General features: G+C 62.6%; 15 protein-coding genes. 3 read left to right on the top strand and 12 right to left on the bottom strand.

What is annotated here, in order from left to right:
- From MKK04_RS01830 to rpsU, 4 genes are all read right to left on the bottom strand, one after another.
- On the bottom strand, window positions 1-3,744 hold the full coding sequence (locus tag MKK04_RS01830) for an EAL domain-containing protein (RefSeq protein ID WP_207834138.1): 3,744 nt from the start codon (window positions 3,742-3,744) through the stop codon (window positions 1-3).
- 172 nt (window positions 3,745-3,916) lie between these two features.
- Window positions 3,917-5,767, bottom strand: a complete 1,851-nt coding sequence (gene rpoD / locus MKK04_RS01835; RefSeq protein ID WP_207834148.1) for an RNA polymerase sigma factor RpoD — start codon at window positions 5,765-5,767, stop codon at window positions 3,917-3,919.
- A gap of 67 nt (window positions 5,768-5,834) precedes the next feature.
- Window positions 5,835-7,817 carry a DNA primase gene (dnaG, locus tag MKK04_RS01840; protein WP_241106186.1) on the bottom strand — a complete coding sequence of 661 codons (1,983 nt, stop codon included), beginning with the start codon at window positions 7,815-7,817 and terminating at the stop codon, window positions 5,835-5,837.
- 302 nt (window positions 7,818-8,119) lie between these two features.
- The gene (gene rpsU, locus MKK04_RS01845) at window positions 8,120-8,335 is read right to left on the bottom strand and encodes a 30S ribosomal protein S21 (protein WP_003255575.1); all 216 of its coding nucleotides are present in this window, start codon (window positions 8,333-8,335) and stop codon (window positions 8,120-8,122) included.
- Window positions 8,336-8,539: 204 nt separating this feature from the next.
- Here rpsU and tsaD point away from each other — a divergent pair, with 204 nt between their 5' ends.
- Window positions 8,540-9,565: a tRNA (adenosine(37)-N6)-threonylcarbamoyltransferase complex transferase subunit TsaD gene (tsaD, locus tag MKK04_RS01850; RefSeq protein WP_063914574.1), complete on the top strand. Its 1,026-nt coding sequence runs from the start codon at window positions 8,540-8,542 to the stop codon at window positions 9,563-9,565.
- A 3-nt stretch (window positions 9,566-9,568) separates the two neighbouring features.
- On the opposite strand, the gene plsY is transcribed toward tsaD, so the two are convergent.
- Window positions 9,569-10,138 (bottom strand): glycerol-3-phosphate 1-O-acyltransferase PlsY, encoded by a 570-nt coding sequence (plsY, locus tag MKK04_RS01855; RefSeq protein ID WP_063914575.1) that lies wholly within the window; start codon window positions 10,136-10,138, stop codon window positions 9,569-9,571.
- A gap of 74 nt (window positions 10,139-10,212) precedes the next feature.
- Between plsY and folB the strand changes: the two genes are divergently transcribed.
- Both folB and folK read left to right on the top strand, forming a co-directional pair.
- Window positions 10,213-10,569, top strand: coding sequence for a dihydroneopterin aldolase (folB, locus tag MKK04_RS01860; protein ID WP_009682799.1), 357 nt, complete (start codon window positions 10,213-10,215; stop codon window positions 10,567-10,569).
- On the top strand, window positions 10,560-11,069 hold the full coding sequence (folK, locus tag MKK04_RS01865; RefSeq protein ID WP_241106187.1) for a 2-amino-4-hydroxy-6-hydroxymethyldihydropteridine diphosphokinase: 510 nt from the start codon (window positions 10,560-10,562) through the stop codon (window positions 11,067-11,069). The genes folB and folK overlap by 10 nt, the downstream gene beginning before the upstream one ends.
- 109 nt (window positions 11,070-11,178) lie before the next feature.
- Here folK and MKK04_RS01870 read toward each other — a convergent pair whose 3' ends face one another.
- The 7 genes from MKK04_RS01870 to apaG all read right to left on the bottom strand — a co-directional run bounded on the left by MKK04_RS01870 (window position 11,179) and on the right by apaG (window position 19,107).
- A complete protein-coding gene (locus MKK04_RS01870; RefSeq protein ID WP_207834168.1) occupies window positions 11,179-12,285 on the bottom strand; it encodes a multifunctional CCA addition/repair protein in 1,107 nt (368 codons plus the stop codon).
- A gap of 55 nt (window positions 12,286-12,340) precedes the next feature.
- On the bottom strand, window positions 12,341-13,909 hold the full coding sequence (locus MKK04_RS01875) for a SpoVR family protein (protein WP_063914578.1): 1,569 nt from the start codon (window positions 13,907-13,909) through the stop codon (window positions 12,341-12,343).
- Window positions 13,906-15,180 (bottom strand): YeaH/YhbH family protein, encoded by a 1,275-nt coding sequence (locus MKK04_RS01880; protein ID WP_046614422.1) that lies wholly within the window; start codon window positions 15,178-15,180, stop codon window positions 13,906-13,908. Before MKK04_RS01880 ends, MKK04_RS01875 begins: the two co-directional genes overlap by 4 nt.
- A gap of 130 nt (window positions 15,181-15,310) precedes the next feature.
- Entirely contained in the window at window positions 15,311-17,233 is a 1,923-nt protein-coding gene (locus MKK04_RS01885; RefSeq protein ID WP_015268718.1) for a PrkA family serine protein kinase, read from the bottom strand.
- A gap of 283 nt (window positions 17,234-17,516) precedes the next feature.
- Window positions 17,517-17,846, bottom strand: a complete 330-nt coding sequence (gene glpE / locus MKK04_RS01890; protein ID WP_233694697.1) for a thiosulfate sulfurtransferase GlpE — start codon at window positions 17,844-17,846, stop codon at window positions 17,517-17,519.
- 14 nt (window positions 17,847-17,860) lie between these two features.
- Window positions 17,861-18,727: a symmetrical bis(5'-nucleosyl)-tetraphosphatase gene (locus tag MKK04_RS01895; RefSeq protein WP_207834176.1), complete on the bottom strand. Its 867-nt coding sequence runs from the start codon at window positions 18,725-18,727 to the stop codon at window positions 17,861-17,863.
- Complete coding sequence (apaG, locus tag MKK04_RS01900) at window positions 18,727-19,107, bottom strand: Co2+/Mg2+ efflux protein ApaG (RefSeq protein ID WP_207834185.1); 381 nt, start codon at window positions 19,105-19,107, stop codon at window positions 18,727-18,729. Before apaG ends, MKK04_RS01895 begins: the two co-directional genes overlap by 1 nt.
- Window positions 19,108-19,133: the final 26 nt, after the last annotated feature.

Below are 19,133 nucleotides of genomic sequence, written 5' to 3' on the forward strand. Positions count from 1 at the left end.
TTATAACGAGGGTTTCGCACCTGTGCCATCTGAAAGATCCGATAGTGCTATGCGAAGAAACGTCGCCGCGAACTCGTCCGGGGGCAGGGGCAGGCTGACGATGTAGCCCTGGATCTGCTCGCAGCCCTCAGCCGCCAGGAACCGTTGCTGGGCCTGGTTTTCCACGCCCTCGGCAATGATGGTCAGCTGCATGCTGCGGCCCAGGGCGATGATCGCGCGGGCGATGGCGGCGTCGTGGGGGTCGTCGGGCAGGCCGCGGATGAACGACTTGTCGATCTTGAGAATGTCCAGTGGCAGGCGCTTGAGGTAGCTCAGGGATGAATAACCGGTGCCGAAGTCATCGATGGCCAGCTGCACGCCCAGTTTCTTCAGTTGGTACAGCACGGCCAGGGCTTCTTCTGCCTGGCTCATGATGAAGTTTTCGGTGATTTCCAGCTGCAGGTCGCCGGCCTTGAGTTGGTATTGCTTCAGCAGCTGTTCGATGCGCCGGGCCAGGTGCGGGTGACGCAGCTGGGCGCCGGCGAGGTTGATCGACAGCGGGCCGAAGGGTTGGTAGTGCTTCTTCCAGGCCTGCATCTGCCGGCAGGCCTGCTCCAGTACCCAGTCGCCGACCTGGAGGATGGTGCCGTTCTCTTCCGCCAAGTGGATGAAGTGTTCCGGCGGCACCTCACCAAAGGTCGGGTGGCTCCAGCGGATCAGCGCTTCGGCGCCGACCAGGCTCTGGGTCTTGAGGCTGAGCTTGGGCTGGAAGCACAGGCTCAGTTCGTTGCGTTCGATGGCGCGGCGCAGTTCGTGCTCCAGGGCAATGCGTTCGCTGGCCTGAGTGGTGAGGTCGAGGGTGTAGGCTTCGACGCGGTTGCGGCCCTTGGCCTTGGAGCGGTACATGGCGGCGTCGGCGTTGCGAATCAGTGTGGCAACGTCGGTGCCGTCTTGTGGATAAAGGCTGATGCCGATGCTGGCGCTGGTGAAGAACTCGTGCTCGCCGGCCTGGAACGGTGCGTTGAAGCAGGCCAGCAGCTTGTTGGCGATGGTACTGGCGTCACTGGGTTTGTGCAGGCCGGGCAACAGGATGATGAACTCGTCGCCGCCCAGGCGGGCCACGGTGTCGACGTCGCGCACCTGCTCCTTCAGGCGCTGGGCGATGCCCTTGAGCAGCAGGTCGCCGACCGGGTGGCCGAGGCTGTCGTTGATGTGCTTGAAACGGTCAAGGTCCAGGAACAGTACCGCGCCCTTGCGGTTGGACACCTGCGAGCAGGTGAGCGCAGCCTGCAGGCGGTTCTCGAACAGGGCGCGATTGGGCAGGCCGGTCAGTGGGTCATGGTGGGCCTGGTAGTCGAGCTTGGCCTGGGCGTGCTTGAGGCTGGAGATGTCGGCAAAAACGGCGACGAAGTGGGTAATTTCGCGCTCGCTGTTGCGCACGGCGCTGATGGTCAGCCAGCCGGGGTACAGCTCGCCATTCTTGCGCTTGTTGTAGATTTCGCCTTGCCAGTGGCCTTCATCGGTCAGCTGATGCCACATGGCGACATAGAACGCGCTGTCGTGCTGGCCGGAGGCGAGCAGGCGTGGGGTCTGGCCGAGGGCTTCGATCTCGCTGTAGCCGGTGATTTCACTGAAGGCGCGGTTGACGGCACTGATGCGCTGGTCGATGTCGGTGATCAGCACGCCTTCGGCGGTGTTCTCGAACACGGTGGCGGCCAGCTGCAGCTTTTCCTGCATCAGGTGGCGTTCGGTGATGTCGCGGGCGATGGTCAGCATGCAGTCTTCGCCAGCAATTGGCAGCGGCCGTGCAGAGAGCTCGCAGAGGCGAATCTGCCCATCGCTGCGGCGCAAGTGGCACGTGAAGTCGCGCACGAAGCCATCGCGGTTGAGCTGTTCGACCAGGCGCTTGCGTTCGTTGAGGTCGACCCAGATGCCCAGGTCCAGCGAGGTCTGGTCGAGGGTCGGGCTGAGGTCATAGCCGGTGAGGCGGCAGAAGCCCTCGTTCACTTCGAGCAGCAAGCCGTCGCTCTGGCGCGACAGCAACAGGCCGTCGGGCGAGGCGTGGAAGGCCTTGGCGAATTTCTCTTCCGAGGTTTGCAGCTGCTCCTGGGTTTCCTTGAGCTGGCTGATGTCGCGTACCGCCACCACCAATGCGAGGTTGCCGTCGAGCTCGAAGGTTTCGGCCGAGGTCAGGCCGGTGAACAGCTGGCCGTTGCTGCGGCGGAAGCTCATTTCCAGGTTGCGGATACCGCCCTGATGCAGGCGTTCGAGCAGCCGCGGGCCGGTGCCTTCGACGCCCCACAGGTTGAGATCGGTGGCAGTGCGGCCGATGACCTGGCCCGGGGAGAGGCCGATCTGCTCTTCGAAGGCTTCGTTCACCTCCAGCAGGCAGCCGTCGCTGTGGCGGGCGATCAGCAGGATGTCGGGGCACTGCTGGAACACCGAGGCGAACTTCTGCTCGGACAGGCGCAGGGCGTCCTCGGTGCGCTTGGTCTCGCTGATGTCGATCATCAGCCCGCGCATCACTGGCTGGTGGCCATGCTCGATCATGCTGACGATGTTGCGCACCCACAATGGCTGGCCATCGGCCCGGATCACCCGGTAGTCGAGGCTGTGGTCGCGCCCGGCGGCAGTTTCGCTGTCGCAGTAGGCCTGGGCCCAGAGGGCATCCTCCGGGTGCAGGATGCTGCGCCAGAAGCCGGGCTTGAGCCAGTCGGCCAATGGGTAGCCGAGCAGGCCTTCGGCGTGGGGCGAGACGTAGCTGTAGGTGAAGTCGTTGGCGTCGGCCTCCCAGGCGATGGCGGACAGGCTCTCGACCAGGCTGCGATAGTGGTACTCGCTGCTGCGCAGCTCCTGTTCCAGGGCGATGCGCCGAGAAATTTCCGAACTGAGTCGGCGGTTGATGCGGATGACCACTGCCAGCACGGCCATCAATACCAGCACCGCGGGCAGGCCATACACCAGCAGGTCGGACCAGAACATCCGTTGGTCGACCACATAGCCCACCCAGCGTTGCTGGATCTGGCTGACTTCGCCACTGCTCATGTCGGCCATCACTTTGTCGAGAATGCCGACCAGTACCTTGTTGTCGCGCGGGGCGGCCATGGCCAGTTGGTAGCGGTAGGGCGTTTCGCCGCTGACGTAGAGGCCGTCGAGCTTGAGCTGGCGCAGGCTCCAGATGCTTGAAGCGAGGTCACCGACCACCGCGTCCACTTCGTCGGTGGCCAGGGCCTGCAGGGTGGAGCTGACGTTGGGCAGGGCCACCAGGTTGAGGTCCGGGTGGTGGGTGCGCAGCAGTTCGTGCGGAGCGTAGTTTTCGACCACGGCAATCTTCAGGCCGTACAGGTCTTTCAGGTTGCGCGGCTGTGCGCCGCCTTTGTGGGCGAGGATGACGATGGGGAAGTCGAGGTACGGCCGGGTGAAGGCCAGGTAGCCTTGGCGTTCGGGGGTGGACATGATGCCGGGCAGCAGGTCGATGCGGCTTTCGCGGGCTTGCGCCAGTACCTCGGTCCAGCTGCTGGGTTCGACCGGTTTGAGCGTCACCCCCAGGCGTTGCTGGATCGTGGCGATGTAATCGGCGGCCAATCCCTGGTACCGGCCCTCCTGGTCGCGAAACTCGAACGGTGGCCAAGAGGCGTCTACACCCAGGCTCAGCTGCGGGTGGGCAGCCAACCAGGCTTTCTCCTCGTCTGTCAGGGTCAGGGCGCCGGCCGTTGTGTTCCACAAAATCAGGAGCAGCAACAGAATGGCCGGCATCGGGTGCATAGCGGCCTCGCATTCAGGGGGTCTGAAGTCGAGTGTAGACGGGCATTGCTGCCGATGTGCGATGGATGGCGGGCTTTGTGTGGTTGCGGCCGGCAGGGGGAGGCGATGAGGCCAGAACAGGCAGTGGAAGGGGCGGAAAAGAAAAACCCCGGCCTGGGCCGGGGTTTTGTCATCACTCGTCGAGGAAGGAGCGCAGATGCTCGCTGCGAGTCGGGTGGCGCAGTTTGCGCAACGCCTTCGCTTCGATCTGACGGATCCGCTCACGGGTCACGTCGAACTGCTTGCCTACCTCTTCGAGGGTGTGGTCGGTGTTCATGTCGATACCGAAACGCATGCGCAGCACCTTGGCTTCGCGTGCGGTCAGGCCCGAGAGCACGTCACGGGTGGCTTCCTTGAGGCTTTCGACCGTGGCCACGTCGATCGGGGACTGCATGGTCGAGTCCTCGATGAAGTCGCCCAGGTGCGAATCTTCGTCGTCACCGATCGGGGTTTCCATGGAGATCGGCTCTTTGGCGATCTTCAGTACCTTGCGGATCTTGTCCTCAGGCATTTCCATGCGCTCGCCCAGCTCTTCCGGGGTCGGTTCGCGACCCATTTCCTGCAGCATCTGGCGGGAAATACGGTTGAGCTTGTTGATCGTCTCGATCATGTGCACCGGAATACGGATGGTGCGCGCCTGGTCGGCGATCGAACGGGTGATCGCCTGGCGAATCCACCAGGTAGCGTAGGTCGAGAACTTGTAGCCGCGACGGTATTCGAACTTGTCCACCGCTTTCATCAAGCCGATGTTGCCTTCCTGAATCAGGTCGAGGAACTGCAGGCCACGGTTGGTGTACTTCTTGGCGATGGAGATCACCAGACGCAGGTTCGCCTCGACCATTTCTTTCTTGGCGCGGCGGGCCTTGGCTTCACCGATCGACATGCGACGGTTGATTTCCTTGATCTCGGCAACGGTCAGGCCGGTTTCGGTCTCAAGGTCGATCAGCTTCTGCTGGCAAGCGACGATGGCAGCGTCCTTTTCACCCAGGGCGGCAGCCCACTTGGTGTTGCGCTTGGCCAGGTCACCGCTCCAGGTCTGGTCGGTTTCGTTGCTCGGGAACATGCGCAGGAAGTCGGCACGCGGCATGCGGGCGTCACGCACGCACAGCTGCATGATGGCGCGTTCCTGCTGGCGCAGACGGTTCAGGGAGTCACGAACACGCTCTACCAGTACCTCGAACTGCTTGGGTACCAGCTTGATCGGCATGAACAGGTCGGCCAGGGCCTGCAGGGCCTCGACGCTGTCCTTGTGGGTGCGACCGTTCTTCTTCAGGACCTTGTTGGTGGCCTGCAGCTGGTCGTTGACCGCACCGAAGCGCTGGCGGGCGACTTCCGGGTCCGGGCCGCTCTCGGCCTCTTCCTCGTCGTCACCGCTTTCGGACTCTTCCTCGTCGTCGTCGGACTCTTCCTTCGCGGCGGCGGCCTTGGTGCCCGGGATCGGCACTTCTTCGGTCGGCGCGGCGATATTGTCGTCAGGGTCGATGTAACCGCTGAGAACGTCCGACAGACGGCCACCTTCGGTGGTGACACGGTCATATTCGCCGAGAATGTAGTCGACAGTGCCCGGGAAGTGGGCGATGGCGCCCATGACTTCACGGATGCCTTCCTCGATACGCTTGGCGATTTCGATTTCGCCTTCGCGGGTCAGCAGCTCGACGGTACCCATTTCGCGCATGTACATGCGCACCGGGTCGGTCGTGCGGCCGATATCGGTTTCAACTGCCGCCAACGCAGCAGCGGCTTCTTCGGCCGCGGCTTCGTCGGTGTCGGCTTCCGCCAACAGAAGGGCATCCGCATCCGGAGCACTCTCGAATACGTTGATCCCCATGTCGTTGATCATGCGGATGATGTCTTCCACCTGTTCCGGATCTGAAATATCCTCAGGCAGGTGGTCGTTGACCTCCGCGTAAGTCAGGTAACCCTGCTCACGACCGCGGGTGATCAACTCTTTGATACGAGACTGCTGTTGCGCTTTTCCGGACATAACACCCTATCCACTGAAGGTCTTGGCGGGCAAAAAACAAGCCGAGGATTATACCCGAGCATGGGCCTCACGCGCCAGATGAGGTCGGCGTTTGTGCGGGAACATTCCGGCTCAGCAGGGCGAGGAGCTGGGTTTTTTCCTCGCTGGTCAATTCGCTTTGACGTGATTTCCTGAGCAGTTGTTCCAGGCTGCGCTCGCGTTGGCGGGCGGACAAGCTAGTTATAGTGTCGAAAAACTGTTGTTCAAGGTTGTCGGCCACGATCAGCCATTCCTTTTCCGCCAGGGCTCGCAGCAGGCGCCCCTGTTCGGTGCCGTGCCAACGCGCGATCAACTGCATTGAGCTTAGCCCAGGATTTTTCTGCGCGGCTTCGATCAGTGCTACCAGCAGCTGGCTGTACAGGTGCTCTTCGTCGGCGAAGTGGCTGGCATCTTCCACCTTGCCGGCCAGCAGCGGGTGGTGCAGCAGAGTGCGCAGGGCGGCCAGGGTGGGCGGCTCGACCGGGGCCGGCACGCGGGGTGGCGCTTCGTCACGTTGCTGCCAGGGCTTGCCACCCTTGCGGTTCTTGTCCCAGGGCTTGTCGCTCCACTGCTTCTTGCCAGCGCCCTTGTTCGGCTTCCACTCCTGTTCCTGATGAACGGGGGCGTAGTCGTGCTGCGGCATGTCGCCGTAGTCGGGGGTGTAGCTGGCCATGGCGTCGTAGTCGTAGCCAGGGTCGTAGTCCGGCACGCTGCTGGAGGCCGGGGCGTGTTGCGTCAGTTGCTCGACCTGCTGCGGGTCGAGGCCGGTGATTTCCTTCAGGCGGTTGCGCATCAGTTGGCGCAGGTTGGCGCCGGGGATCTTTTCGATCAGCGGTGCGGCCAGGGTCGCCATGTGCGCCTTGCCTTCCAGCGAGCGCGGGTCGGCTTCGACGCTCAGTTGCTCGAAGAAGTAATCGGCCAGCGGCTGGGCGTGCTGGTTGATGCGGGCCATGAAGGCATCGGTGCCTTCGGCGCGCACCAGGCTGTCCGGGTCTTCGCCTTCGGGCAGGAACAGGAAGCGCGCGCGGCGACCGTCCTGCAGGTTCGACAGGGTCGATTCCAGGGCGCGCCAGGCCGCCTTGCGCCCGGCCTGGTCGCCGTCGAAGCAGAACAGCACGCTGGGCACCACGCGGAACAGGCGCTTGAGGTGCTCTTCGCTGGTGGCTGTGCCAAGGGTGGCCACGGCGTTGCGCAGGCCTTGCTGGGCCAGGGCGATGACGTCCATGTAGCCTTCGACGACGATGATTTCGTCGAGGTTGCGGTTGTGCTTGCGCGCCTCGTACAGGCCGTACAGTTCCTGGCCCTTGTGGAATACCGGGGTTTCCGGGGAGTTCAGGTACTTGGGCTTGTCGTCGCCGAGCACTCGGCCACCGAAGGCGATGATGCGTCCGCGGCTGTCGCGGATCGGGAACATCACCCGGTCGCGGAAACGGTCGTAGCGCTTGCCGCTTTCGGCGTTCTCGATCAGCAGGCCGGCATCGATCATCACCTTTTGCTGCAGGGTGTCGGCACCCAGGTGCTTGAGCAGGTTGTCCCAGCCTGGCGGGGCGAAGCCCAGGCCGAAGTCGCGGGCGATTTCCCCGGACAGGCCGCGGCCCTTGAGGTACTCCACCGCCGCTTTGCGGGTCGGGTGGCTGCGCAGGGCCTGGCGGTAGAACTCCGAGGCGGCGTCCAGTAGCGGGTACAGCGGCGAATCGGTTGGCTGGCGCGGCTTGTGGTCGCGGCGGCCTTGCTCGCGGGGCACTTCCATGCCGGCGGCGCGGGCCAACTCCTCGACGGCCTGGGGGAAGTCCAGGTTGTCGTGGTCCATGACGAAGCCCAGGGCGTTGCCGCCGGCACCGCAGCCGAAGCAGTAGTAGAACTGCTTGTCGGGGCTGACCGTGAAGGAAGGGGTCTTTTCCTTGTGGAACGGGCAGCAGGCGGAGTAGTTCTTGCCGGTTTTTTTCAGCTGGACGCGCGAACTCACCACGTCGACGATGTCGAGGCGGTTGATAAGGTCGTCAATGAAACTCTGGGGAATCAGCCCGGCCATGGCAGTCTCGTCATCTGGCAACTGGCAAGTCTAATCGCTCACGCGCCGAATGGGGCGAGTGCCGCTTGGGGAAGTGCGAGGGAATGTGTGCTCGTCGCCAGCCCCTGAGGGCCCGTCAGTCGGACGTGCACGTCTGGTCATACAGCAAGGAGGACCAGCTCTGACGTTTCAGGCAGGTTGCCCATGTGCAGTTCGCATGAAGCTTGTGCAGGGCCTTGAGCTAGCTGCTCAAGTTTGAAGCGACCACTGCCATCGCCCGGCGGTTAGCCGGGCAGGCAGAAGCTTTGCGTAGAACGTCTGTATTAGTACAGACGAACGGCGCGGCGCTGTTCGCGCTGAACTTTCTTGGCGTGACGCTTAACAGCAGCAGCTGCTTTGCGCTTACGCTCGGCGGTCGGCTTCTCGTAAAACTCGCGGCTACGAACTTCAGCCAGTACACCGGCTTTTTCGCAGGAGCGCTTGAAACGACGCAGAGCTACGTCGAAGGGTTCGTTCTCTTTAACTTTGACGGCTGGCATCCAGGGCTACCTTAATTCATTACCGGGGTAGACGTGCTCCTGGCAAAACAAAGGTGTGCTGGAGAACGTCGGTTTTCAAGGGTTGCGGATGTTAACCCTTAGCAAGCCGGAATGCAAAGCCTCTGATCGAAAACCGCTGGTCGGCATCCGACACGGGGACTATCATGCGCGGCTTCGAATTCAGCCCCCACAAGGGACGAACCCATGCTAGTACTGGGATTGGAAACATCCTGCGACGAAACTGGCGTCGCATTATACGACAGCGAGCGCGGTTTGTTGGCCGACGCGCTGTTCAGCCAGATCGACCTGCACCGCGTGTTCGGCGGTGTGGTGCCAGAGCTTGCCTCGCGTGACCACGTCAAGCGCATGCTGCCGCTCATCCGCCAGGTGCTGGACGAGGCCGGCTGCGTCGCCACCGAGATCGACGCCATCGCCTACACCGCGGGCCCGGGCCTGGTCGGTGCATTGCTGGTGGGGGCCTCCTGCGCCCAGGCGCTGGCCTTTGCCTGGGACATCCCGGCGATTGGCGTGCACCACATGGAGGGCCACCTGCTGGCGCCCATGCTGGAAGAAAACCCGCCGCAGTTTCCGTTCGTCGCTTTGTTGGTTTCCGGTGGCCATACCCAGCTGGTGCGGGTCGATGGCATCGGCCAATACGAGCTGCTGGGCGAGAGCCTGGACGACGCCGCCGGCGAAGCGTTCGACAAGACTGCCAAGCTGATCGGCCTGAACTACCCCGGTGGCCCGGAAATCGCCCGCCTGGCCGAGCGCGGCGTGCCTGGCCGCTTCGTGTTCCCGCGGCCGATGACCGACCGCCCGGGCCTGGAGTTCAGCTTCAGCGGCCTGAAAACCTTTGCCCTGAACACCTGGCAGCAGTGCCGCGATGCCGGCGACGACAGTGAGCAAACCCGTTGCGACCTGTCCCTGGCATTCCAGCAGGCGGTGGTGGAGACTTTGACCATCAAGTGCAAGCGGGCGCTCAAGCAGACCGGCCTCAAGCGCCTGGTGATTGCCGGTGGCGTCAGCGCCAACAAGGCCCTGCGCGCGTCCCTCGAGGACATGCTCGGCAGCATCAAGGGCAACGTGTACTACGCGCGCCCGCAGTTCTGCACCGACAACGGCGCGATGATCGCCTACGCTGGCTGCCAGCGGTTGTTGGCCGGGCAGCAGCAGGACCTGGCAATCAGCGTGCAGGCACGCTGGCCGATGGAGCAGCTGCCGCCGGTTTAAGCGTCAGAAGTGCCGTTCGCGCCCGGCAAACAGGTCGCGCAGGTTGCTGCGGTGACGCCACACGATCATCGCCGTCAGCACGGTGATCGGCAGCAGGGCCTCGGGCTCGCGCCAGGCCAGCAATGGCAAGGTCAGTGGTGTGGCGATCAGCGCCGCCAGCGAGCTGGTGCGGGTAAGGTAGAAGGTCAGCAGCCAGGCGCCGATGGCCAGCAGTGCGGCCGGGAAGTAAAGGGCCATGAGCATGCCGGCGGCGGTCGCCACGCCCTTGCCGCCCTGGAAGCGGAAGTACAGCGGGAACAGGTGGCCCAGCACCGCGCACACGCCGACCCAGGCCTGTGCGTGCAGGTCCAGCCCGGCAAGGCGGGCGAGCAATACTGGCAACAGGCCCTTGCACAGGTCGCCAAGCAGGGTCAGGATCGCCAGTTTGCGGCCTGCCAGGCGTAGCATGTTGGTGGCGCCGGCATTGCCTGAGCCGCTGGAACGCGGGTCCGGGCTGCCCGTGAGGCGGCTGAGGACGATGGCGAAGGACAGCGAGCCGAGCAGGTAGGCGAGCAACGCCAGTAACCAAAACATGCTAACTATTCCGGGCGAGGACGCCCTGATTCTAACGGCGCCAGTCGCCCTTGTCGTGCTGTGGAGAGAAGTGCTTGGACAGAGTGTTCATCGAAGGCCTGGAAGTCGATACCGTCATCGGTGCCTATGACTGGGAGCGGGATATTCGCCAGTGCTTGCGCCTGGACCTGAGCTTTGCCTGGGACAACCGCCCGGCAGCGGCCGGTGACGACCTGAACCTGGCCCTGGACTATGCCAGCGTATCGGCGCGCATCCAGGCGTTTGCCGAACAGGCCCGTTTCGAGTTGGTGGAAACCTTCGCCGAGCGCCTGGTGGCGGCATTGATGGAAGAGTTCCACATCCCGTGGGTGCGGTTGAAACTGACCAAGCCGGGTGCGGTGCCTGCGGCCCGTGGTGGTGTTGGCGTGGAGATCGAGCGCGGATGTCTCTGAGCACGGTTTACCTTGGCCTTGGCAGCAACATCGAGCGCGAGGCGCACTTGTGCGCCGGGCTCGATGCGTTGGCCGGCATCCTGAGCGATATACGCTGTTCGCCGGCGTTCGAAAGCCAGGCGGTGGGGATCAAGAGCGGGCCGTTCATCAACTTCGTGGTGACCGGGCAGACTGCGTTGCCGTTGATCGAACTGGACCGCCGGCTGAAGTTCATCGAGGCCGACAACGGCCGCTATGCGCCGGACCGCAAAGGGCTGCCGCTGGATATCGACGTGCTGATGTATGACGATTTGCACGGCACGTTCGATGGGCTGGTGTTGCCTCGGGCCGAGATCCTGAAGAATGCCTTCGTCCTGTGGCCGCTGTCGCTGCTGGCGCCGGAGCTGGTGCATCCGGGGGTAGGCAAGACGATGGCGCAGTTGTGGCAGGAGGCGCGGATCGATCAGGTGTTGGCGCCGGTTGCCTTTGAGTGGCGTGGGTTGCAGCTGACTCCGGCATAAGCCTGTCCCGGCCCTTTCGCGGCTAAAGCCGCTCCCACAGGGATCGCATGATGCCAAATGCTGTGCGATCCCTGTGGGAGCGGCTTTAGCCGCGAAAGGGCCGGTATGCTCAACCGAGCTTGTAAGCCTCGAGGGCTTTCAGCCGCTCACCTTTGAGCGCTTCGCCCAAGGCCTGGCCAGTCAGCCCTGCCTGCACCAACGGCTTCACATCCACCGCCCGCGCCGCCGCCGCTGCCCCGCGCAGGTAATCGGCCTGTGGATAACCCGATTTGCCCTCGCCCAGCGCGGTCATCTCGCAAGCGATCAGGAAGTCCTCGAACCGCTGCGGTCGCCGGTACACATCGAACTTCTGCAACAGCTCCAGCAATGCCGTGGCAGGCAGCTCCAGCGCCTGGTTGCCTTGCGCCAGGCACTCACCCGTCAGTAACGCCAGCTCCTGGCACTCTCGCGGCGCCTTGAGGCGCTGGTTGACGGCTTTGATCGCGGCTGGGGCCAGCGCCCGCAACAAGCAGGCCCAGCGTACATGCAGGGGCTGTTCGTGCAATGCCGCCTGTTCCAGCGCTGCCAGGGCCTGGGGAGCGTCATCAAGCTCAGGCAACAGCTGCTGCAGGGCGCCACAAGCATGCAACACCTGGAAGAACACCTGCGGCTGCGCCTCCATCAGCGCCCGCTCGATTTCCTTCCAGCTGCGCTCGGCAGTCAGCGCCTGCAATTCGCCAGAGGCGCTGATCTGGCGCATCAGCTCAAGTGTCTCATCGGCAACCCGGAAACCCAGCGGTGCATAACGGGCAGCAAAGCGTGCTACGCGCAGCACGCGCAAGGGATCTTCGGCGAATGCCGGGGAAACATGGCGTAAAAGGCGCTGATCTAGATCGTCCTGGCCATGATAAGGGTCGTACACCGTACCCGCCTCGTCCTCGGCCATCGCATTGATGGTCAGGTCACGGCGGATCAAGTCCTCTTCCAGGGTTACATCGGGGCTGGCGTGGAAGGTGAACCCGCCATAGCCACGCCCGCTCTTGCGTTCGGTGCGCGCCAAGGCGTATTCCTCGCCGGTTTTCGGGTGCAGGAACACCGGGAAATCAGCGCCGACCGGTCGAAAGCCCTTGGCGTGCATTTCCTCGACCGTGGCGCCGACCACCAGCCAGTCGATATCGCTGACAGGGCGGCCGAGCAAGCGGTCGCGCACGGCGCCGCCGACTTTGTAGATGTGCATGTGCAACTCTCCATAACTGCCGACAGGATACCCTGTCGGCAGTTATGGCGTGGCACTAGAGGTGGTGGATGACAGCCAGGTCCATGCGGCCGTAGTCGCCGTTTTCGCCGTGTTCGCCGCGTGGTGGCATGTGGTGGGTCTTCATTACCTGCTCGCCCTGTACGGTCTCCAGATGGATGTCGAAGCCCCACAGGCGGTGCAGGTGCTTGAGCACTTCATCGGTCGAGTCGCCCAGCGGTTTGCGGTTGTGTTGCTGGTGGCGCAAGGTCAGCGAGCGGTCGCCGCGGCGGTCGACGCTCCAGATCTGCACGTTCGGTTCGCGGTTGCCCAGGTTGTACTGCGCCGCCAGCAGTTCGCGAATGGTCCGGTAGCCAGCCTCGTCGTGGATGGCAGGTACATACAGGTCGTCGCGCTGGTCGTCATCTAGGATGCTGAACAGCTTGAGATCGCGCATGACCTTGGGCGAAAGATACTGCAGGATGAAGCTCTCGTCCTTGAAGCTGCTCATGGCGAACTTGATGGTAGAAAGCCAGTCACTGCCGGCAATGTCGGGGAACCAGCGGCGATCTTCCTCGGTCGGGTTTTCGCACATGCGGCGGATGTCGGTGTACATCGCAAAGCCCAGTGCGTAGGGGTTGATGCCGTTGTAGTAGGGGCTGTCGAAGCCGGGCTGGAACACCACGCTGGTGTGCGACTGCAGGAACTCCATCATGAAGCCTTCGGTGATCAGCCCTTCGTCGTACAGGTCGTTCATCAGCGTGTAGTGCCAGAACGTCGCCCAGCCCTCGTTCATCACCTGGGTCTGACGTTGCGGGTAGAAATACTGGGCGATCTTGCGCACGATGCGTACCACCTCGCGCTGCCAGGGTTCCAGCAACGGGGCGTTCTTCTCGATGAAATACAGGATGTTTTCCTGCGGTTCGGCGGGGAAGCGCGCATCATCGCGATCGTTGCCCTTGTCGGCGCTTTTCGGAATGGTCCGCCACAGGTCATTGATCTGCCGCTGCAGGTGCTCCTCGCGCTCCTTCTGCCGGCGCCGCTCCTCTTCGGCGGAAATCGGGTAAGGCCGCTTGTAACGGTCGACGCCATAGTTCATCAGGGCATGGCAGGAGTCGATCAGGTCTTCCACGGCATCGATGCCATGGCGCTCTTCGCACTGGGCGATGTACTGCTTGGCGAACACCAGGTAGTCGATGATCGAGCTGGCGTCGGTCCAGGTGCGGAACAGGTAGTTGCCCTTGAAGAAGCTGTTATGGCCGTAGCAGGCATGGGCGATCACCAGTGCCTGCATGCACATGGTGTTTTCTTCCATCAGGTAGGCGATGCACGGGTCGGAGTTGATCACGATCTCGTAGGCCAGGCCCATCTGGCCGCGGCTGTAGGACTTTTCCGTGCTGAGGAACTGCTTGCCGTAGGACCAGTGGTGATAACCCAGCGGCATGCCGACCGAGGCATAGGCGTCCATCATCTGCTCGGCGGTAATCACCTCGATCTGGTTGGGGTAGGTGTCCAGGGCGTAACGCTCGGCCAGGCGGCTGATTTCCCGGTCGTAGGTCTGGATCAGTTCGAACGTCCACTCGGACCCGGTGGAAATGGGTTGGCGTCTCTGTGCTCTGGCGGTCATGTGGCTAACCTGCGCTGGAAGAGTTCACGGAAGACCGGGTAGATGTCGCCGGCCGATACCAACTGCTGCTGGGCGAACGTGTCGGGGAAGGCTTCGCCGATGCGCTCGTATTCGTACCACAGCGCCTGGTGCTCTCGCGGGGTGATTTCAACGTAAGTGTAGTACTGCACATGCGGCATGATCTGCTTGGCCAGGATGTCGCGGCAGATCGGCGAGTCGTCGTTCCAGTTGTCGCCGTCGGAGGCCTGGGCGGCGTAGATGTTCCAGTCGCTGGCCGGGTAGCGTTCGGCCATGACCTCCTGCATCAGTTTGAGTGCGCTGGAAACGATGGTGCCGCCGGTTTCCCGCGAATAGAAGAATTCTTCCTCGTCGACCTCACGAGCGCTGGTGTGGTGGCGGATGAAAACCACTTCGATGCGCTCGTAGTTACGCTTGAGGAACAGGTACAGCAGGATGAAGAAGCGCTTGGCGATGTCCTTGGTGGCCTGGGTCATCGAGCCGGACACGTCCATCAGGCAGAACATCACCGCCTTGGAGCTGGGGTTGGGCTGCTTGACCAGCAGGTTGTACTTGAGGTCGAAGGTGTCGAGGAAGGGCAGGCGGTTGATGCGTGCCTTCAGGCGTTCGATCTCATGTTCGACTTCCTGGATATCGGTGAAGTTGTCTGGTTCCTCGACCTTCAGGCGGGCGAGTTCCTTCTGTGCTTCGCGCAGCAGGGCGCGGCTGCTGCCGGTCAGGGCGATGCGCCGGGCATGGGCCGAACGCAGGGTGCGCACGATGTTGATGCGTGATGGGTTGCCTTCGTTGGCGATACCGGCGCGCACGGTCTTGAAGGTGTCGGCCCCGGTCAGGTGACGTTTGACCAGGTTGGGCAGTTCGAGGTCCTCGAACATGAACTCGAGGAATTCTTCCTGGGTGATCTGGAAGACGAAGTCGTCCATGCCCTCGCCGGAGTTGCCGGCCTTGCCACGGCCGCTGCCACCACCGCCGCCGCCTTGCGGCCTGGGGATGTGTTCACCGGCGGTGAACTCCTTGTTGCCTGGGTGCACGATGGTCTGTTTGCCCCCACGACCATGGTGCAGCACCGGTTCGTCGATGTCGCGCCCAGGAATGCTGATCTGCTCGCCATGTTCCATGTCCATGATGGAACGGCGGCTCACCGCCTCTTCGACGGCTTTCTTGATGTGCTCGCGGTACCGCCGCAAGAAGCGCTGGCGGTTCACCGTGCTCTTGTTCTTGCCGTTCAGGCGTCGATCTATAACGTAGCTCATGGTCCCTCCGGTAGCTGGGAACAGCTGCACGCTTCAAGCTACGAGCCGCTTCACGTAAAGGCAGCAAAGCAGCTGCCGCCGCCCAAGGCTGGTGTAGCAGCCTTGGGCGCGCGGTGGGTAGCTTGTCGCTTTATTGCGATTTCCTGACCCGCAGGTACCATTCCGACAGCAGACGAACCTGTTTGTCGGTATAACCACGCTCCACCATGCGCGTGACGAAGTCGTTGTGTTTCTGTTGGTCCTCCTTGCTGGCCTTGGCGTTGAAGCTGATGACCGGCAGCAGGTCCTCGGTGTTGGAGAACATTTTCTTCTCGATCACCACCCGCAGCTTTTCGTAGCTCAGCCAGCTCGGGTTCTTGCCATTGTTGTTGGCTCGGGCACGCAGCACGAAGTTGACGATTTCGTTGCGGAAATCTTTCGGGTTGCTGATGCCGGCCGGCTTTTCGATCTTCTCCAGTTCTTCGTTGAGGGCGATACGGTTGAGGATTTCGCCGGTTTCCGGGTCGCGGTATTCCTGGTCCTGGATCCAGAAGTCGGCGTACAGCACGTAGCGGTCGAAGATGTTCTGGCCGTATTCGCTGTAGGACTCCAGGTAGGCGGTCTGGATTTCCTTGCCGATGAACTCGATGTAGCGCGGGGCCAGGTACTCCTTCAGGTAGCGCAGGTAGCGTTCGCGCACTTCGGCAGGGAACTGTTCCTGCTCGATCTGCTGTTCCAGCACATACAGCAGGTGCACCGGGTTTGCGGCCACTTCATGCGGGTCGAAGTTGAACACCTTGGAGAGGATCTTGAAGGCAAAGCGGGTCGACAGGCCGTTCATGCCTTCGTCGACGCCGGCGGCGTCCCGGTATTCCTGGATCGATTTGGCCTTCGGATCGGTGTCCTTGAGGTTTTCTCCATCGTACACCCGCATCTTCGAGTAGATGTTGGAGTTTTCCGGCTCTTTCAGGCGCGACAGCACGGTGAACTGGGCGAGCATCTTCAGCGTGTCGGGTGCGCAGTGGGCCTTGGCCAGCGAACTGTTGATCAGCAGCTTGTCGTAGATCTTGATTTCGTCGCTGACGCGCAGGCAGTACGGCACCTTGACGATGTAGATCCGGTCGATGAACGCCTCGTTGTTCTTGTTGTTGCGGAAGGTATGCCATTCCGATTCGTTGGAGTGGGCCAGCAAAATCCCGGAGTAGGGGATGGCGCCGAGGCCTTCGGTACTGTTGTAGTTGCCTTCCTGGGTGGCGGTGAGCAACGGGTGCAGGACCTTGATCGGGGCCTTGAACATCTCGACGAATTCCATCAGGCCCTGGTTGGCCCGGCACAGCGCGCCCGAATAGGCGTAGGCGTCAGCGTCGTTCTGCGGGAATTCCTCGAGCTTGCGGATATCCACCTTGCCGACCAGGGCCGAGATGTCCTGGTTGTTCTCGTCGCCGGGTTCGGTCTTGGCGATGGCGATCTGGTTGAGGATCGACGGGTACAGCTTGACCACCTTGAACTTGCTGATGTCGCCGCCGAACTCCTGCAGGCGCTTGGTGGCCCAGGGCGACATGATGGTGTTCAGGTAGCGCCGCGGGATGCCGAACTCTTCCTCGAGAATGGCCCCGTCTTCGGTGGCGTTGAACAGCCCCAGGGGCGACTCGAATACCGGCGAGCCCTTGATGGCGTAGAACGGTACCTTTTCCATCAGCTGCTTGAGTTTTTCGGCAAGCGACGATTTACCACCGCCAACCGGGCCCAGCAGATAGAGGATCTGTTTCTTTTCTTCCAGGCCTTGGGCGGCGTGGCGGAAGTAGGACACGATCTGGTCGATGCACTCTTCCATGCCATGGAAGTCGGCAAAGGCCGGATAGCGGCGGATAACCTTGTTGGAGAAGATTCGCGACAGTCTGGAGTTGGTTGAGGTGTCGATCAGCTCCGGCTCACCGATGGCCAGCAACAGCCGTTCGGCCGCCGATGCGTAGGCACTGCGATCCTCTTTGCACAGCTCGAGGTACTCCTGCAGCGAGAGTTCTTCCTGGCGCGTTGACTCGAAACGTTGTTGGAAGTGGCTAAAAATACTCATGACGTCACCTCGCTCGATACGTGGAGACGACGCCGGATCAGTCAGCTGATGCTGGCATGCAACCGGGTCCGCCGGCTGCTGTATACCCCCCAGAACACCCTGTAACGCTACCGATGACCCGCACGCCGGTGTACCGGCTCTCCCCTTTTTCTGGATGGCCTGCGCTTAAGAATAGTTGGTTATCCGCAAGGTCAAGGGCGAGGGGCGGAGAAGTTGCGAGCGACCGTTCGTCAGATAAGCCGCAAGCCCGCACGGGGCGCGGGCTGCAGTAAAAATGAAAAAATTATTCGGCAGTGCCCTGGGCGGTCTCGGCCGGGTAGGTAGTGCGCCACAGCTCAAAGCCGCCGTCCACGCTGTACACGTCGGAGAAGCCCTGGTTCACCAGGTAGGCGGCAGCGCTCTGGCTGGAATTGCCGTGGTAGCACACCACCAAGGTCGGGGCATCGAGGTCGGCATTGCGGATGAACTCGGCGACCGAATGGTTATCCAGATGCCTGGCGCCGGTGATGTGGCCGGCGGCAAAGGCCTGCGGGTCGCGAATGTCGACGACTACCGCACCTTGCGCGCGCAGGGCCAGGGCCTGTTCGGGAGGGATGCGCTTGAATTCGCTCATGGGTACGGCTTCCTTCAGGGTTGATCGTTCAGTGTAGGCGTTTGGGTGGGGAGGCGTAAGTTGCCGTCGTCGCTGCAGTCACAGCGGTGGTATTCGCCGCTGTCGACGTTGTACAGGGTCATGGCGCCGCCCCACACGCAACCGGTGTCCAGGGCGATGATGCCGGGCTCGTTCACCTGCCCCTGCAGGGCGGCCCAGTGGCCGAAGATGATCTTCACATGGCGTGAGCGGCGGTCCTTGTGCGCGTACCAGGGCTTGTAGCCTTTGGGCGCGGTATCCAGGCCTTCCTTGCTCTTGAAGTCGAGCTTGCCCTCGGGGGTGCAGAAGCGCATGCGCGTGAGGCAGTTGGTGATGACCCGCAGGCGTTCGATGCCGCTGAGGTTCTTGTTCCACTTGTTCGGCTCGTTGCCGTACATGCCGTCCAGGTACAGCTTCAGGCGCTCATCGTCGCGCAGCACTTCCTCGACCTCGGCGGCCAGCGCCAGGGCTTTGCCCAAGGTCCATTGCGGCGGAATGCCGGCGTGCACCAGGGCGATGCCACGGGGCTCGTCGTAATGCAGCAGCTTTTGCTGGCGCAGCCAGTCGAACAGCTGGTCGGCGTCCGGCGCTTCGATGATCTCGCGCAGGGTGTCGCTTTTCTTCAGGCGTTCGACGTTGTGCCAGGCGGCCAGCAGGTGCAGGTCATGGTTGCCCAGCACGCACACCAGCGACTGGCGGATGGAATAAAGGAAGCGCAGGGTTTCCAGTGACTCGGGGCCGCGGTTGACCAGGTCGCCGACCAGCCACAGGCGGTCGACGGCGGGGTTGAAGTTGACCCGTTCGAGCAGGCATTTGAGTGGCTGCAGGCAGCCCTGCAGGTCACCGACGGCGTAGGTAGCCATCAGTGCAGCGCTCCGGGCACCGCCAGGCGGAAGGGGGCGATCTCGGCATCGAAGCGTTTGCCGTCCTCGGCGAACATCTGGTAGCTGCCCTGCATGGTGCCCACGCGGGTGCTGATGACCGCGCCGCTGCTGTAGGTGTGGCTCTGGCCCGGGTCGATATCGGGCTGTTGGCCAACGACACCGGCACCGCGCACTTCCTCGACCTCGCCGTCACCGTTGGTGATCAGCCAGTGACGAGACAACAGCTTGGCCTTGAGCGAGCCATTGTTCTGCACGGTAATGGTGTAGGCGAAAGCGAAGCGACTGTTTTCGGGGTCGGATTGTTCTTTGAGGTAGCGGGTCACGACGCTGACGTCGATCTGATAGCGGGGGTCGGACATGCAAGGGCCTTGGGCGAGCTGACGCA

The organism is Pseudomonas sp. LS.1a, from assembly GCF_022533585.1.
GTDB lineage: Bacteria > Pseudomonadota > Gammaproteobacteria > Pseudomonadales > Pseudomonadaceae > Aquipseudomonas.

Coding starts and splice junctions, on each gene's coding strand:
- MKK04_RS01830 (WP_207834138.1), bottom strand. CDS start 3,744: ATGCACCCGATGCCGGCCATTCTGTTGCTGCTCCTGATTTTGTGGAAC.
- rpoD (WP_207834148.1), bottom strand. CDS start 5,767: ATGTCCGGAAAAGCGCAACAGCAGTCTCGTATCAAAGAGTTGATCACC.
- dnaG (WP_241106186.1), bottom strand. CDS start 7,817: ATGGCCGGGCTGATTCCCCAGAGTTTCATTGACGACCTTATCAACCGC.
- rpsU (WP_003255575.1), bottom strand. CDS start 8,335: ATGCCAGCCGTCAAAGTTAAAGAGAACGAACCCTTCGACGTAGCTCTG.
- tsaD (WP_063914574.1), top strand. CDS start 8,540: ATGCTAGTACTGGGATTGGAAACATCCTGCGACGAAACTGGCGTCGCA.
- plsY (WP_063914575.1), bottom strand. CDS start 10,138: ATGTTTTGGTTACTGGCGTTGCTCGCCTACCTGCTCGGCTCGCTGTCC.
- folK (WP_241106187.1), top strand. CDS start 10,560: ATGTCTCTGAGCACGGTTTACCTTGGCCTTGGCAGCAACATCGAGCGC.
- MKK04_RS01870 (WP_207834168.1), bottom strand. CDS start 12,285: ATGCACATCTACAAAGTCGGCGGCGCCGTGCGCGACCGCTTGCTCGGC.
- MKK04_RS01875 (WP_063914578.1), bottom strand. CDS start 13,909: ATGACCGCCAGAGCACAGAGACGCCAACCCATTTCCACCGGGTCCGAG.
- MKK04_RS01880 (WP_046614422.1), bottom strand. CDS start 15,180: ATGAGCTACGTTATAGATCGACGCCTGAACGGCAAGAACAAGAGCACG.
- MKK04_RS01885 (WP_015268718.1), bottom strand. CDS start 17,233: ATGAGTATTTTTAGCCACTTCCAACAACGTTTCGAGTCAACGCGCCAG.
- glpE (WP_233694697.1), bottom strand. CDS start 17,846: ATGAGCGAATTCAAGCGCATCCCTCCCGAACAGGCCCTGGCCCTGCGC.
- MKK04_RS01895 (WP_207834176.1), bottom strand. CDS start 18,727: ATGGCTACCTACGCCGTCGGTGACCTGCAGGGCTGCCTGCAGCCACTC.
- apaG (WP_207834185.1), bottom strand. CDS start 19,107: ATGTCCGACCCCCGCTATCAGATCGACGTCAGCGTCGTGACCCGCTAC.